We start from the raw sequence: 14,895 nt of genomic DNA on the forward strand, positions 1-14,895 counted from the left end.
CTCCGCGCGGCGCCCCCGGTTGCCGGTATCTGTTAAACAGCGACGGTGTGGCGAGTCCCTGGTCGAGCGGCACCAGCGCGAATCCGATCAAGACTTCCGACATCGGCAGAAAGAATTCCGGCAACGGCCAACGAGTTGCCAATGGGGCACGGCGGGCCGAGGCGCTGCATCGGCCACCCGGCACGCTTCAGAATGCGCTCGAAACGCAGATCAGTTGCGGTGACAATCTCGTGGTACCCGTTCGCCATCGACCATTCGATGATGCCGGCGAACATCATCAGCGTGGTCTTGTGGAGAGGCCCTGGCGTTCTGTGCTGGTCGAGCGCAGTGTCGACACAAAAGCGCGAGCTTTCGACCATGCCTGGGTGAGCGTTCAAACCGCGCGCTGGCAGGAGCTGCGGAAAGGTATTGGCGAGCATTGTCGGGCCTGTAGCTGGCAGAAGCCTTGCACAACCCGCCACCGCACCTGTGGGGGAAACAGCTAGGATGTAGGTCGGGTCGAATTGATCGTAGGCGTCGGCTTCACGCCCGTCCCTTATCTCTACGTCCCAATCCAGCCTGTCGCCAAAGACGCAGGCACGCAGTCGGTGCATCGAATCAATTAGGTCAGCAAATTCTCCACGCGCCGCGGCCGGTACAGCCAGTATCTCCATCACCAATCTCCGAAGAAATCTCGCTCGTAGACTACTGAACACGAGTCTTGGCGCTCGGGCGACTAATAAAGTTAGTAGTCGAGTGTTTGACCGAAGCGTGCATGAATATCGCGGATATGAGTAGCTCGGAACGGAAGGCAATCAAGGACGAAGGTCAAAGGGAAAGGAAGTCGATGTACAAGCACACCGCCGAAGCTCTCGTTTACGTAACGCACACCGATTGCGCCATAGAGAGCCTTTCTGTACGCCTCGGAAAGTATTGTGGAGCAATCAGGCACTTCGAGACCGGCAGGATACTCGACTTCGGCGAAGGTGAAGCGATCATAAGATCGACTGAGGGCGCACTTTTGTTTCACGTCTCCGCACGAGACATCCTCACATTTTATGGCATTCAGGCGCTTTTGCAGGGGAGCCTGTCCGTCATCGCGACGTTTCCTGGTGAAGCCGTCGAATGGCGCCCGGTGGACAGGGCGCCATTCGACCCTATGAGAGGATGACCCAGACACATCCAGCACTGGCAGGGTGGGAAATAGCCCCTCCCTGGACTTGCCGAATTCCCTTCAGCTGCTCATCGCAAGGAACGTCAAAGTCTTCGCGCGACGGTGAAAAGTCCGTCCCGAGGATGAGAAACAGCATGCCACTCTGCCTATGCCCCCCTTGTCATATCTGCCACTCGTATTTCCTACAGTTTCGCTACGGGAGCGCTGGCATTAGGATCCGGTTCTCCAGGTTTGAGACACAGGGCGAATGGCAGCAAACCGAAGCAGTCCACCGATGGTCGACAACCGTAGACTGTCATTGTCCCTGAGGACGCTGCAGTCAGCGAAGCACCGCCGGGACCTTCACCCTGCACTGGACGAGCTTTGCGCGCGATACGGCCTGTCGCATATGACATTCCTTGTGGTTTGCAGCGGAGGCAGGTCGGGTTTGTACCCCGATTACTGCACGACCTATCCCGGTAAGTGGACTGAGATATACGTAAACAAGCGTTATTTCGACATAGACCCGGTAATTGACGTCATTCGGTGGGATTTCTCCCGGTGGACTGGTCCTCTCTCGATCGGCGGTCAGCACAGGCGTACCGTTTATTTAAGGAAGCGCGTTCGTACGACATCGGGCCCCATGGCTTGACGATCCCAATCCGAGGCTCGAAAGGCGAACGCTGCCTCTTTTCCGTGAGCTCGAACCTGCCCAAGCGCGATTGGTCGCGGCTACGCACTTCGAGCATTCACGAGCTGCAGATCCTTTCTCACTATCTTCATGAGACGACGCTTTCGGCCAGCGGTCTGCGAGAGGTCGGCCGTTATCGGACCCTCTCCAGGCGCGAAACTCAGTGCCTGCAGCTGCTTGCAACGGGCCGGATTTCCAAGCAGATAGCAGCGGACCTCGGCATCTCAGAAAACGCCGTGAAACTGTACCTGCGTTCGGCAAGGATCAAGCTGAATGCTGCTACAAGTTATCAGGCCGTCGCCAAGGCGAGCTTCCTCGAGTTAATCAAGTTCTGAGCGCGCTCGATCGAGGATTCGGGACCTGTATGTCTCCATCCGGCTTTCCCGACAGCATCAATCTACCGAATTCGGTAGATTGGCTGCCCGCTCGCAAGGGTCCACACATAGCAATCACAAACTCACGCACGGCAGGGGCTAGCGCAACCGAAACATCTCGCCGAGAGCCGAGATGAAGCGCACCGCCGATAATGTCGGGAGGTGGTTATGGTGAATCGACTAACGATTGAACGCTGGCGAAACGCGCCCAGGCTTACATCGTTCGCAGCGTTCTTCGAAAGGACCGCCAGCGGACAGGGCGGAGCACCGGACCTTGCCGAACCTCAAATCGACATGAGCCTGCTCGATTTTGATCTGGAGAGCGCAGTTTTCGCGGATACGCATCGGCGTCTTTGGGGACACTTCGACAGCCATTACTTCGCCAGCATTCCCTATAGGCTCGAAGAGGAATGCCGCCTGGGTGCTGCGATACTTTCCCTCGGCCTGAGGGCCTGGGCACGCAGCGGCTCCCTAACGACAATATACACGCTGGGCACAGGCACCGGTTGCTTTGCGCGCACGCTTGCCACGCTTGGCAATGGTCGCATCGAGGCGCTCTGCTGCAGTCCAACGGCAGCCAATCGGACATCATTCCTTGCGAACCGGGGGAGCGAACACGCGCACTTCTTCCACGGCCCGTTCTTTGAGTTGGACGACGATCGATACGCGACCGACGAGGATCTTCTCCCATTTCGGGACGGATTTGACGTGCTGTTGGAAGACACGACGTTTCAGATGTACGACCGTGACCGGCTAAAGCAGCTGGAGTTCGTCGTCCCCCGCATACGGCCTGGCGGTCTTCTCGTCCAGGTGCAGAAGCTCGCGCATGAAGACCGCGACGTCTATGAGGAGCGCGAACGACAGAAGGACGAGCTTTTTAAGTCCCGGTTCTTCTCGACCGGTCACATCTCCGAGAAAAAGGATGAAGTCCTGAACACGATGACGGATCTTCAAGTCGATGTGGCAACTACCGTAGCCGCTCTGGGAGCGTTTTTCCGATACTCAGTGCTAACCTGGAACAGCGGGAATTTCTACACAATCGTGTCATCCAACTCCCGGGCTTCCGTCTTGGAACTGATTTCGCTGATGTTAAAGCCCGCAATTCCACCAGCCTATTGTTACGAACATTTGCCAGCCGCTGTCGTCGATACGGAGGTGGAAGGGTTGGCTCCTGATTTGACGTGGCGCAGGGCGAGTACCATGACGCTGCTCGCGCCCAGGCGCTTGGCATCGTGAAATGGCGGCCACCCCAGAGGTCAGCGAGCATTGCAGCGCAGGCGACGTGCGAAGCGCGCTGTCTGCCTTAATGCCGCATCTTACCTCCTATTGGGAGCGTCCCCTTCGAGATTACGCGTCGGTTGCCCACCACGTCGAGAAATTCCATTCCGAGTGTTGCGTGCGTCGTCATGCAATGGAGCTGCTCTGCCACTGCATAGAACGAGCGGGGCGCAAGTCCGGTTACGATCTTGAGGAAGCTCGAAGCGCCGGCCTTCAGTTGATGGCGTCGCCGGTACTGCAGACCGGTCCGCACTGCATGCTGCTGATCGAGCCGGATGCGTTCTACACGCATCTGTTCAGTCTGTTGGGCCTGTGCGCCAATAGCCGGCAATGGTACATCACGTATCACGCCTCGACAGTCAGCTTCTCGGAAAAATCAAAGAAAGGCCCCGGATGGCTCTGGCTTGAAGGCGAGCCCCTGAACGTCTTCGGCTTACCGCGGAGCCGGATGGATTCATTAAGCATCTGCGGTCTGAATGGTCCCTATCGCTTCGCTTTCTCGAATGCCAAAGGCGATCCGGCACCAAACGCCTCTGCCGTCCATCTCTTCGCCGAACTGCCGACGGTTGAATTTGCTTCTGCGGCCGACGCAATCAGGGCGGCCAACCAAACGCTTTGGCGTCGCAAGCTCCCCTCCCCCATCAGGCTACTTCAGCTCGATGATTTCGACATCGCAGACCTGGTCGCTGACCATCTCGACGACCAAGAGTCCTGGATGTCGGCTCGTTTCTTCGGAGACAAGGTTGCCGAAAGCATCCTGGTTGCCATGGATCGCTTAAGCATTGGACCCTGGAAGGGTTGGGTCCGCAGGACGACCGATCTCTTCTGGCGGCTGGAAAAAGGCAGGGTTGTTCCGCTCCGGCTCCAGGAAAATGCCCTCAGGGCCGCGGCCCCGTCCGGTTTCGAATTGGAGTTCCGGCCGGATAATATCGCAGCGGGGCTTCGGCAACGAGCGATCGTGCCCAGCCTCTATACAGTGTTCCTAGTGACTTCCATTCTGCCCGGTGTGAGGGCACTTGGGGGATGTCGGCAGACCATCTACTACCCACTCATGCGCTATCTTACTGCGGTCGGCCTTGAGCAGTCGGGTAATTCCGATCTCTTGGCCGAACTGCGTGGGGACGACCGACCCGGGCTTTGGGGCCACCGTGTCCTGAAGCCCGCTGGCGGTTATCCATTCCAGGAGATCGGACTTTTCGGACAAAGCCCGAGGTCCCTTTCAGAATACGCGCAGATCCCTTTGGTGCAGTCGAGCGGTGATCTAGGAAGTTTCACCGGGGATCCGATCTGGGCGAACCTGTCGAAGCAAATCGCCAGCGGTGTCATCAACTCGGGTTCCGTCGAGTGGCAGTGGTCGGGATCGTGAGCAAGTGACGGATGGCCGAGCGGCTTCGCTGCTGGAGCGTTTACATGCCATGCGATCAGATGCCCAGGTGGCGGGATACGGTGTTTCTCAGCCGGAACTTGGTGGAGGTCGATGTGTCGATTGAAGAAGGGGCGGTAATCAAGCGCCTATCAGTCGAGGACGTGGACGTGTTTCGCCGCATACGGCTGGAGGCGCTTTCACACGAACCGTTTTCGTTTGCGAGCGTATTTGACGATTGGCTCCATCTCTCCGACCGTGAATGGCGCGAGCATCTTGACCAGCCAGTTTTTGTCGCGTTCCTGAACGGGCAGCCCGTCGGCATGATGGGGCTCAAGTTTGAGCGTGCGAGGAAAATGGTGCATCGCGCGAAGCTTGTCAGCGTCTATGTGCGGAAAGGCGAACGAGGGACCGGAATTGCAGCAAACCTTTTGCATAACGTTACAGAGCATGCACGAGATCACGGAGTTCTGCAGTTGGAGCTTGCGGTAAATGCAGAAAATTCGGCAGCGATACGCTTCTATCAACGCCACGGTTTCGTCGAAGTTGGCCGCATTCCAAACGGCTGTCTTGGTCACGGTACGGAGAACGATGAGTTGATCATGGTACTCCGCTTGAATAATCGCTAGGTTAATACCGGTAGCCGAAATATCGGCTTCGTCCTTGGCCCCGAACGCGCCATTCGGCGATTGGGTTGGTGATGACCGCTTCGTCCCCGACGGAGCCTTCAGCGGAGGCGGTCCTGAACTTCCGCCCTCCACCCAAAAAAGAGGTCTGTGCCAGGAGGTATCAACGGCAGGTTTCACCACTAGAATCGACAAACCTCCCCTCGCTTGCGCAATGGAGAGGCCCAGTGCCTGACGCAATCTCGTAACTGTGCACGGCAAAACATGTGCCCGGTGGACGGATCAGGAAAACCGCTATTCCGCGGGGCAATTTGCTGATCAGGTTGCTGCCGACGTGCTCGGCCTGCGGAAGAGCGGTGACCTGTTCGGGCGATAAACGGCCTAGCCAGCTACTATTTCTTGAAACGAACACCCACGCCGCCACCGTTTTCCGGAATGAACTCAATACCAGCGCCTTCGAGAGCAATTCGGATCAGCTTTAGATTTGCTGCCGTAATTGTCGGTGGCCCATCTTCTGCCTCCGCCCGTCGTATCGTCGAGAGACCCACACTAGCAGTACTTGCTAGCTCTTCGGCGCTCCATCGAACTAATGCCCTCGCCGCGCGAATTTGAGCACCCGTTATTACACTCATAAATTTCGGTTTTCCGGTTGAACTTTTTTCGTTCATGTGGCACTTAAGGTTCCAGATCGGCCGTGCTCGGTGCTCGCAACACCGAACACAGCCTGACCACAACCAAGCTTACGGGAGCTCGGATCATGGCTGATTCCGACAATAGCAGAACTGTGTCTACGGTCACCCGGGGAGATTTTCAATCTTTCGTGGCGGCGTCTTTACCCACATATCAAGAGCTTACTCAGACGAAACAGCTATCCTGGGGTGCGTGCGATGCCGATCCGGCGCTCGTAGTTTGGCACCAATGGTGCGCCGCCTGGCAGCGTCTGAGCGAATCAAGTTTGCTACAACAGCGGCTCGAAAGATCCCTCTTTCCAGTGGTTTTGCCACCATCGGTTGAGCAAGCCGCAGGTTCTCGAACCTACTGCGAGGCCCTCGAAGCTGAAGATCGCGCATCCATCGCGGAGGAGCAGGCCGCGGAAACCTTGTGGAAGACGCCGGCGGTGTCCGTCGCAGGCGCCGCCGCCAAACTCCATGCCGCCATGACCAAATGGCAGCCCTCGCCCACAGGCCAAGAAGAGCCTTGGCCGCAAATCCGCATCGTCATCGCCGACCTCCTGAAAATCGATATGGCCTCAGTTGCGAGCGGACGGGATTGCCTGTCTACGGCCGACCTCCGACCCGAGTTTCAAAGCAGCTGAACGGACGGTGGCAGAGTACGCGGGATTCCGGCCTTTCCTTCAATTTCACATGACATGCGCACCGCGCCTTTGCATGCATTTCGCCGTGGGAGCACCGCGTTGGGACTGCTTCCAATGCGGCGTTCCGACTCTACCAAAAACTAAAACAAGGAACTTCAAATGAAACTGGGAAGCCCATTTCGGCCACGCCTGCTTTCCGCGCTTCTGTTCTCCATCTTCCTCGGGAGTGCTTCGGCGACGCCGGCGCAAGAACGCGGAGAGCTTCGGATCGCTACATCGTACAAGCTGATGACGCTGGATCCGCAATATGCCAATCTCAACGAGAACACCTCACTGCTCTCCCATATTTACGAGCGGCTCGTCTACCAGGACGAGAATCTCGAATTGAAGCCTGGGCTCGCCACCTCCTGGCGGCCACTGTCCGACACGCAATGGGCGTTCAAGCTCCGTGACAAGGTCCGCTTCCATGACGGCTCGGCCTTTGACGCCGATGATGTCGTCTACACGATCGAGCGCATCCGGGACTTCCTCAAACCGCCGAGCGGCGGCTTTCGCTCCTATGTCAGCGGCATCAAGTCGGTCTCGGCACCCGATCCCCTCACAGTGCTGATCGAAACCGACGGCGCGGTCCCCAATCTGCCACTCTTCTTCTCCTCCCTCTTCGTGATGAACCGGCCCTCTGAGGGGGTCGAGACGACCGAGGACCTCAACGCGGGTCACCCGCCCAACGGCACTGGACCCTATCGGTTCGAGAGCTGGAGTTCCGGCGAGAGCCTGAGACTTGCCCGGAACGACGACTACTGGGGCGGCAAACCTGCCTGGTCCAAGGTTACCTTCCGGGTGATCGAGAACCCGGCAGCGCGCGTGGCGGCGCTCAGCACGGGAGAGGTCGATGTGGCCGACGCGATCCCGGCCCGCGACGTTGCCTCCTTGAAGGAGCGCGGCGCCAGGGTCGCGAGCGTCGGTGCTGCACGTGTCAACTTCGTACAGTTCGACGTCGCGCGAGACACGCTTCCAGGAGTGACTGACAAGTCGGGCGAACCGATCGCCAATCCGTTCAAGAACCCGCTCGTGCGCCGAGCGCTTGCGCTGGCGACTGACCGGGGCATTCTCGTCGACAAGATTCTCGCCGGTTATGGCACGGCCGCCGCCCAGGTCTTTCCGAATGGTCTGCCGGGCACCTCGGCGAAATTGCTGCCTGAGGCTCCAAACTATGACGAAGCAAAGATGCTTCTCGCGAAGGCCGGTTTCCCGGACGGCTTCAACCTTGTTCTTGCCGGGCCGGCGGGCCGTTACCCCGGTGACGCCGAAAGCCTTCAGGCAGTCGCCCAGAGCTGGGCCCGCATCGGCGTCAATGCTCAACCAGCGGCCGCGCCTTTCTCGGTATTCAACACCAAGCGGGCGGCAGGGGATTACGGCGTCTGGTACGGCGGCACCTCCGGCGAGGCGGTCGACATCATTCTCCATACTCTGCTGGCATCCCCGGACCCAGAGCGCGGGACCGGTGCGTTGAACTTCGGGAAGTATCGCAACGAGGCCTTCGACGCGATGCTCGCAAGGGCGGAAAGCATTGCGGTAGGGCCGGAGCGCAATGCGGCACTCGCGCAGGCGACGGAACTCGTGATGGCCGACCAGCCGATCATACCGCTCTACCACTTCCATCACATCGTCGGTTACGGCTCGCGGATCGGCTCCTATGTCCTGCACCCCCGCGGCTGGACAACCGCGATGCAGACGCTTCCGGCGATGGAGTAAGCGGTCATGGGCATGATCTCGGTTGCATTGGGAAGGCTGGGCCAAGCCTTCCTGCTCCTCATCGCCATGTCGTTGATCGGCTTTATCGGCATCCACAGCGTCGGCAATCCGGTCTTCAACGTCGTCAACATCGAAACAGCTACGCCCGAGGATATTCACGCCGCAACGATCGCGCTCGGTCTTGATCAGCCGATCTGGCGCCAATACCTCGCATTCATCGGCAATGTCGTCAGCGGCAACTTCGGCACCTCCTACATCTATCATCTGCCCGCCTTCGAGTTGGTGATGAGCAAACTGCCGGCAACGCTTGAGCTCGCCTCCATCGCGATGCTGATCGCCGCACCGCTCGGGACGGGACTCGGACTCCTTGCCGGCCGACGCAGCGGCACGCTGTTCGACAGAACCCTGGTCAAGGCGAGCGTGTCGGCGCTGAGCATCCCTTCCTTCTGGCTGGCGATGATGCTGATCCTCGTCGGCGCTATCCTGACCGGCTGGTTCCCGTCCGGCGGCCGCGGCTTGACTGCGAGCTTCCTGGGTCAGGAATGGAGTTTTCTGACTGCAAATGGATTATGGCACCTCGTGCTTCCGGCCTTGGCACTGGCGATACCGAACATCGCTCTGATTGCCCGCCTATCGCGATCGGGAACAATCGAAGTCGAGAACCTGGATTACACAAGGTTTTGCCGCGCCAAGGGGCTTTCCGCGCGAAGGATCCTGTTCCGCCACACCCTTCCGAACATCAGCGTGCCGATCGTGACGATCATCGGACTGCAGTTCGGCGGCATGCTCGCCTTTGCCGTGGTGGTGGAAACGATCTTTTCGTGGCCGGGCGTCGGCAAGCTTCTGATCGACTCCATCCAGCTCCTCGACCGGCCAGTGGTGATGGCGACGCTGACCGTCATTGCCGTCGCCTTCGTCGCGCTGAATGCCCTCGTCGACTTGTTCTATGCCGTGCTCGACCCGCGCGTGCGCCTGTCTTCATGAAAGGTGACCCGTCATGAAAGCCCACATCGTAAGCGCGCTGAAGAGGCGCCGACACGGACCGGTGCTGACCGCGTCCAAGCTGCTGCTGGCAAGCTACATCCTGATTGCCATCGCTGCACCCTTGATCGCGCCGCAAAATCCCTATGACCCGCTGCAGATCTACGGCTGGGAGGCGTCCTCGCCACCCGGTACACGTGGCAGCGGCGGCTATCTCTACCTGCTTGGAACCGACGGTCTCGGCCGAGACATCGTCAGCACCATTCTCTACGGCCTGCGCATCAGCCTGGTGGTGTCGATCGTCAGTAGCGCGCTCGCCGCGCTGATCGGGCTGACCGCCGGCGTCAGTGCCGCGTATTTCGGGAAATGGGTCGACATCGCGATCATGCGGCTGGTCGACCTGCAGCTCAGCCTGCCGACGATCCTGATTGCGCTCATCGCCATCGTCACGCTCGGGCCGGGCATAGACCGGATCATCCTGGCGTTGATCATCGCGCAATGGGCGACCTATGCCCGGATCGCCCGCGGCGTCGCACTCAGCGAAGCGAACAAGCCTTACATGGATGCGGCCCGCTTGATGCGGCTGCCAACGTCCCGGATCATCGTCCGGCACCTGCTTCCGAACAGCATCGCGCCCGCCGTCACCTTGATACCGATCGAGGTCGGCCATGCCGTCGCACTCGAGGCGACCCTCTCCTTTCTTGGGCTGGGCGTCCCGATCGACAAGCCCTCGCTCGGCTCGGCGGTCGCAAACGGATTCCAGTACCTCCTGACCGGCCAATACTGGATCAGCCTGTTCCCGGGCCTCGCCCTCTTCGGCCTGATCGCCAGCATCAATCTCGTCGGCGAAGACGTTCGCCGCAGCCTCGATCCAAGGAACCATTCGCGATGACCGTGGAACACGTGACGACACCCCTGCTGCGGGTTGAGAACCTTGGCCTTCGCCATGTCTCGGGCTCGGCCACAACACAAATCCTGTCCGACGTGAGTTTCGAACTCGGGCGAGGCGAGATCCTCGGCATCATCGGCGAGTCCGGCGCCGGCAAATCGACCGTCGGCAATGCCATCCTCGGGCTGCTTTCGCCCGAGTTCCAGCAGACCTCCGGAACAATCGAGTTCGATGGCAAGGCGATCGACGGGATGACTGCCGACGAGCGCCAGACGCTTCGAGGACGGCGGATATCGGCGATCTTCCAGGACCACACCGCCTCGCTCGATCCGCTGATGAGCGTCGGCGCCCAAGTCGAGGAAACCTGCCTTGCGCTCGACAGCTCGCTTTCCAGGCGCGAGGCGCGTGCCCGCGCGGTTGATCTGCTTGCCCGCGTCGGCATTCCCGAACCGGAGCAGCGATACCGCAATTACCCGCACCAGTTCTCCGGCGGGCAGAGGCAACGCGTCGTCATCGCCATTGCGCTTGCCGGCTCTCCTGACATCATCATCGCCGACGAGCCGACCTCGGCGCTCGATGCGACGGTTCAGAAGCAGGTTCTGGAACTTCTAAAGATACTTGTCGACGAAACCGGTGTCTCGATCATCCTCGTCACCCACGACATGGGCGTGATCTCCGAAATCACCAACCGGGTACTCGTCATGCGAAAGGGCCAGGTGGTGGAGGCGGACCGCACGACCGCCATTCTCGATCAGCCCGGCCATGACTACACGAAGAAGCTGCTCGCCGCTGTTCCAAGGCTTCGAATCCCGACACGCATTGATAGCGGCCAAGCAGGCTCTTCCGCCCTAGACGGCGACCAGAACCCGCTTCTGGTCGCGGAAGGCCTTTCGAAACAGTTCGCGCCGCAGGGTTTTGCCTGGGGCGTCGGCCGGGGCAAGCCGAGATTCGGCCTGCGCGACGTCGGTATTCGCCTGGCGCGCGGGTCGATCACCGGGATCGTCGGCGAGAGCGGCAGTGGAAAGACGACGTTCGGCCGCATCCTCGCGGGCCTCGACAAGGCGCCGACCGGCAGGATCACAATCGGGGAACACGCCTTCGACGTTTCGCGAAGCGGCCGCCGCAGCGGTCTTCTCGGCCGCGTCCAGATGATCTTCCAGGATCCATCCGTCTCCCTCAACCCCCGCATGACCATCGGCGAGACGCTGGACGAGAGCATCCGCTTCGGCGGGAGGATCCGTTCCGGCGAAGAGCCGGCGGAAGTGGCCGCAATGATGGATCGGCTTGGTCTTCCGCGAAGCCTGCTCGCCCGCCATCCGCATCAGCTCTCCGGTGGCCAAAAGCAGCGTGTCTGTATCGCTCGCGCCCTGTTGGCACGGCCTGAGATCATCGTCGCGGACGAGCCGACATCCGCGCTCGACGTCTCGGTTCAGGCCGAGATCGTCGGTCTCCTGAAGGACACCATAGCGGAGCGGGCGATGACAATGGTCTTCATCTCCCATGACCTCGCGATCGTTCAAGCGATGTGCAGCTCCGTCTACATCTTCAAGGACGGCCGGATCGAGGATTTCGGGCCCACCGAGTTCATCTTCTCGCGATCCGACAATCCCTACACCCGCGCGCTCATCAACGCCCGCCCCCAGCGGTTCACATGCTGAGCGGCGCGGCACGCCTCACCGACAGCATCCAGGCAGGATCTGCCAAATTTTCGAAACGCACACGCATTGCCACAGAAGGTCACCCAAATGAATGACAGGTTCACATTGGCCGTAACCGGCCAATCTCTCATCAAGCACGATATCCGCGACATTCCTGCTCCTGCCTTCCGTGAGGTTCAGTCCCTCCTTCGCCAGGCGGATCTCTCATTCACCAACTTCGAGGGAACGATCCTTGGGCGTCACGGCGGGTGGCCGCTCAAAGGTTCGTTCTTCGGCTGCAGCGATCCGGTCGTTCTCGACACCCTCCGGGCGATAGGGTTTCGGGCACTTTCGCTCTCGAACAACCATGCTTTCGACCTCGGCCCGTCCGGCGTGCTTTCGACGCTCGAGGAAGTGGAGAAGCGAGGCTTCCTCCATGCCGGCCTCGGCCGCGATCAAGCGCAAGTCTCGCGGGCGAGCACCGCAACGATCGGCGGGCGGCGGGTCGCGATCGTCGCAATGGACGGAGGCCCCGGTCCGGATTTCATGTATGCTGCCGATGGCGACGACGACCGACCAGCACGCCCGGGCGTCAACCGGCTGCGTCTCACCCAGGTACTCGCGGTCGACGGAGCTGCCTTCGAACAGATTAGGGCCATTCGCGACAAGATCGGTTATACGGCGATCGATCTCACCAATGACAGTCAGCCGGACGATCCGCCGCGCCTCGCCGCGGAATCCGAGGTCGGCATCTCGCGTGCCGTCTTCAGGCGATCGGGGAAATTCGGACGCAGCGTCAAGATCGATGAGGCGGATCTGTCCAGGAACCTCTCAGCAATCGCGACCGCCGCCAAGGACGGATCTCTGGTGGTCGCGTATCTGCACCATCACCATTGGGCGTCCGACTGGTACCAGGTCCCTGACTGGGTGAGCGGCGTCGCCAGAGAGTGCATCGATGCTGGTGCTGCCATGTTCGTCAGCCACGGTGCGCCCGTTCTCCAGCCGATCGAGATCTACCGGGGCCGGCCGATCTTCTACAGCCTGGGGAATTTCATTTTCCATGTGCGTTCGGAGAAGTCGACGTGGACGGCACCCGAAGTCTGGGAAAGCGTCATCGGGGTCTGCTCGTTCGGCGAGGACAATAGACTTATCGAGATCACGCTTTATCCCGTCGTCATCGGAGGCGACGAGGCATTGGCCGACAGGATGCTGGAACGACGCCTGGCGCCACATCTTGCGACCGGGGAAAGTGCCGCGCGCATCTTGCGGCGGTGTTCAGAACAATCGGCCAGGCTCGGCGTCGACATCGAGGTTTCCGGCGGTGTCGGTCTAATCAGGCTCTAGCCTGCAGCGCCTCATACCAAGGAGCTCACTATTTCCTCCACCGCGACAGCGGGACGCGACAGTGAGCCCGCCCCTTTCAGCTAAAAACGCGACCGACAAAGGTCGCATCTTCTGCATGAGGATGAAGAGCATGAGAGTTCGGGAAGAACTTGTCAGCCGGTTTTTTCGCTATGCCGCGATCGAGAGCCAAAGCAACGGCCGCTCGCAGTCCCTGCCGTCCTCGCCGGGACAGGCGGCACTTGCCGCCCTGCTCGCCGACGAGATGCGCGCCATCGGCCTGGAGGACGTCTGCATCGACGCGCATGCCATCGTGACGGGAATAAAACGTGGCAACAGGCCTGCAGCACCACCGATCGGCTTCATCGCGCATCTCGACACGGTCGATGTCGGCCTCTCGCCCGTCGTCCGCCCTCAAGTCCTCCGCTTCAAGGGCGAGGACCTTTGCATCAACCGTCAAGAGGACATCTGGCTACGGGTCGCCGAACATCCGGAAATTCTTGACTGGTTGGGAGAAGAGATCATCGTCGGCGACGGCACCAGCGTGCTCGGTGCGGACAACAAGGCCGCCATCGCCGTGATCATGACGCTGATTGCCCGGCTCGATCACGAGGTCGGCCACGGCGACGTCTTTGTCGCCTTCGTGCCGGACGAGGAAGTCGGAATGCGCGGCGCCAAGGCGATGGACCTCTCCCGCTTCCCTTGTGACTTTGCCTACACGATCGACTGCTGCGAACTTGGCGAGGTGGTCCTGGAGACATTCAACGCCGCGTCCTGCGAGATCGTCTTTACCGGCGTCAGTGCGCACCCGATGTCCGCGAAGGGAATGCTGGTCAATCCCCTCCTGATGGCGATCGACTTCATCTCCCACTTCGACCGCAAGGAGACGCCTGAATGCACGGACGAACGCCAGGGCTTTTTCTGGTTCAAGGACCTCATCGCCAACGACAGCGTGGCGAGCTTGACCGCCCTGATCCGGGATTTCGACACAGATGGCTTCAATCGGCGCAAACACCGGATTGCCGAGGTCGCGGAACAAATGCGATCTCGCTATCCCACCGCAAATGTCCGGTATCAGATCATCGACACCTATCGGAACATCTCCACGAGCCTCGCTCGTGACGAGCGTGCCGTCGCTCTTCTGTTCAAGGCCATGGAGGAACTTGGCATCGAGAAGAAAGTGATCGCGATGCGCGGCGGCACCGATGGCGCGGTCCTCTCCGCCAAAGGAATACCGACACCGAACTTCTTCACCGGCGCCTACAACTTCCATTCACGCTACGAGTTTCTGCCCGTGCCAGCCTTCGAAAGATCGTTGGAAGTTGCGTTGAAGATTTGTCAGTTGGCGGCGTTTGACTGAGAACGTCGCGAACTGCGTACTCGAGCGGCCAGGCGCTCGACAAACGAGACAACCGACTGCTTGGCCTCGCCTTCATTCCAGGAGGGAAGCGCATCTGCACGCTGGGCAGTTGAAGCAAATACCAGCAGAATGATTGGCAACAGGTAGCTCTTT

Annotated in this window: 13 protein-coding genes and 1 pseudogene; 12 read left to right on the plus strand and 2 right to left on the minus strand. The window is 60.0% G+C overall.

Annotation, left to right across the window (positions count from 1 at the left end; genetic code table 11):
- Nucleotides 1–32 precede the first annotated feature (32 nt).
- A complete protein-coding gene (gene traI, locus JOH52_RS28865; protein ID WP_014531585.1) occupies nt 33–653 on the minus strand; it encodes an acyl-homoserine-lactone synthase in 621 nt (206 codons plus the stop codon).
- A gap of 173 nt (nt 654–826) precedes the next feature.
- Between traI and rctB the strand changes: the two genes are divergently transcribed.
- The 5 genes and pseudogenes from rctB (at nt 827) to JOH52_RS28890 (ending at nt 5,467) form a co-directional block, all read left to right on the plus strand.
- The gene (gene rctB, locus JOH52_RS28870; protein WP_014531586.1) at nt 827–1,150 is read left to right on the plus strand and encodes an SMa0974 family conjugal transfer regulator; all 324 of its coding nucleotides are present in this window, start codon (nt 827–829) and stop codon (nt 1,148–1,150) included.
- Between the two features lie 277 nt (nt 1,151–1,427).
- Nucleotides 1,428–2,158, plus strand: a pseudogene (locus tag JOH52_RS36285) (helix-turn-helix transcriptional regulator).
- A gap of 207 nt (nt 2,159–2,365) precedes the next feature.
- Nucleotides 2,366–3,433 carry a class I SAM-dependent methyltransferase gene (locus JOH52_RS28880; protein WP_017265831.1) on the plus strand — a complete coding sequence of 356 codons (1,068 nt, stop codon included), beginning with the start codon at nt 2,366–2,368 and terminating at the stop codon, nt 3,431–3,433.
- Between the two features lie 175 nt (nt 3,434–3,608).
- Nucleotides 3,609–4,841, plus strand: a complete 1,233-nt coding sequence (locus tag JOH52_RS28885) for a hypothetical protein (RefSeq protein ID WP_017272646.1) — start codon at nt 3,609–3,611, stop codon at nt 4,839–4,841.
- An 11-nt stretch (nt 4,842–4,852) separates the two neighbouring features.
- Entirely contained in the window at nt 4,853–5,467 is a 615-nt protein-coding gene (locus JOH52_RS28890; protein ID WP_017265833.1) for a GNAT family N-acetyltransferase, read from the plus strand.
- 389 nt (nt 5,468–5,856) lie between these two features.
- Here JOH52_RS28890 and JOH52_RS28895 read toward each other — a convergent pair whose 3' ends face one another.
- Nucleotides 5,857–6,096: a helix-turn-helix domain-containing protein gene (locus JOH52_RS28895; RefSeq protein WP_026029982.1), complete on the minus strand. Its 240-nt coding sequence runs from the start codon at nt 6,094–6,096 to the stop codon at nt 5,857–5,859.
- A gap of 125 nt (nt 6,097–6,221) precedes the next feature.
- Here JOH52_RS28895 and JOH52_RS28900 point away from each other — a divergent pair, with 125 nt between their 5' ends.
- The 7 genes from JOH52_RS28900 to pepT all read left to right on the plus strand — a co-directional run bounded on the left by JOH52_RS28900 (nt 6,222) and on the right by pepT (nt 14,742).
- Nucleotides 6,222–6,779, plus strand: coding sequence for a hypothetical protein (locus tag JOH52_RS28900; RefSeq protein ID WP_014531592.1), 558 nt, complete (start codon nt 6,222–6,224; stop codon nt 6,777–6,779).
- A gap of 159 nt (nt 6,780–6,938) precedes the next feature.
- Nucleotides 6,939–8,534, plus strand: a complete 1,596-nt coding sequence (locus JOH52_RS28905; protein WP_014531593.1) for an ABC transporter substrate-binding protein — start codon at nt 6,939–6,941, stop codon at nt 8,532–8,534.
- 6 nt (nt 8,535–8,540) lie between these two features.
- Nucleotides 8,541–9,518: an ABC transporter permease gene (locus tag JOH52_RS28910; RefSeq protein ID WP_014528611.1), complete on the plus strand. Its 978-nt coding sequence runs from the start codon at nt 8,541–8,543 to the stop codon at nt 9,516–9,518.
- A gap of 13 nt (nt 9,519–9,531) precedes the next feature.
- Complete coding sequence (locus JOH52_RS28915; protein WP_014531594.1) at nt 9,532–10,407, plus strand: ABC transporter permease; 876 nt, start codon at nt 9,532–9,534, stop codon at nt 10,405–10,407.
- Nucleotides 10,404–12,062, plus strand: a complete 1,659-nt coding sequence (locus JOH52_RS28920) for a dipeptide ABC transporter ATP-binding protein (protein ID WP_014531595.1) — start codon at nt 10,404–10,406, stop codon at nt 12,060–12,062. The genes JOH52_RS28915 and JOH52_RS28920 overlap by 4 nt, the downstream gene beginning before the upstream one ends.
- Before the next feature lie 87 nt (nt 12,063–12,149).
- Nucleotides 12,150–13,385, plus strand: coding sequence for a CapA family protein (locus tag JOH52_RS28925; RefSeq protein ID WP_014531596.1), 1,236 nt, complete (start codon nt 12,150–12,152; stop codon nt 13,383–13,385).
- Between the two features lie 130 nt (nt 13,386–13,515).
- Complete coding sequence (gene pepT / locus JOH52_RS28930; protein ID WP_014531597.1) at nt 13,516–14,742, plus strand: peptidase T; 1,227 nt, start codon at nt 13,516–13,518, stop codon at nt 14,740–14,742.
- Nucleotides 14,743–14,895 lie beyond the last annotated feature (153 nt).

The organism is Sinorhizobium meliloti (genome assembly GCF_017876815.1).
GTDB classification, from domain to species: Bacteria; Pseudomonadota; Alphaproteobacteria; order Rhizobiales; family Rhizobiaceae; genus Sinorhizobium; species Sinorhizobium meliloti.

Bases quoted from the DNA above. Each gene is read 5' to 3' on its own strand.
- traI (WP_014531585.1), bottom strand. From the start codon at position 653: ATGGAGATACTGGCTGTACCGGCCGCGGCGCGTGGAGAATTTGCTGAC.
- rctB (WP_014531586.1), top strand. From the start codon at position 827: ATGTACAAGCACACCGCCGAAGCTCTCGTTTACGTAACGCACACCGAT.
- JOH52_RS28880 (WP_017265831.1), top strand. From the start codon at position 2,366: ATGGTGAATCGACTAACGATTGAACGCTGGCGAAACGCGCCCAGGCTT.
- JOH52_RS28885 (WP_017272646.1), top strand. From the start codon at position 3,609: ATGGAGCTGCTCTGCCACTGCATAGAACGAGCGGGGCGCAAGTCCGGT.
- JOH52_RS28890 (WP_017265833.1), top strand. From the start codon at position 4,853: ATGGCCGAGCGGCTTCGCTGCTGGAGCGTTTACATGCCATGCGATCAG.
- JOH52_RS28895 (WP_026029982.1), bottom strand. From the start codon at position 6,096: ATGAGTGTAATAACGGGTGCTCAAATTCGCGCGGCGAGGGCATTAGTT.
- JOH52_RS28900 (WP_014531592.1), top strand. From the start codon at position 6,222: ATGGCTGATTCCGACAATAGCAGAACTGTGTCTACGGTCACCCGGGGA.
- JOH52_RS28905 (WP_014531593.1), top strand. From the start codon at position 6,939: ATGAAACTGGGAAGCCCATTTCGGCCACGCCTGCTTTCCGCGCTTCTG.
- JOH52_RS28910 (WP_014528611.1), top strand. From the start codon at position 8,541: ATGGGCATGATCTCGGTTGCATTGGGAAGGCTGGGCCAAGCCTTCCTG.
- JOH52_RS28915 (WP_014531594.1), top strand. From the start codon at position 9,532: ATGAAAGCCCACATCGTAAGCGCGCTGAAGAGGCGCCGACACGGACCG.
- JOH52_RS28920 (WP_014531595.1), top strand. From the start codon at position 10,404: ATGACCGTGGAACACGTGACGACACCCCTGCTGCGGGTTGAGAACCTT.
- JOH52_RS28925 (WP_014531596.1), top strand. From the start codon at position 12,150: ATGAATGACAGGTTCACATTGGCCGTAACCGGCCAATCTCTCATCAAG.
- pepT (WP_014531597.1), top strand. From the start codon at position 13,516: ATGAGAGTTCGGGAAGAACTTGTCAGCCGGTTTTTTCGCTATGCCGCG.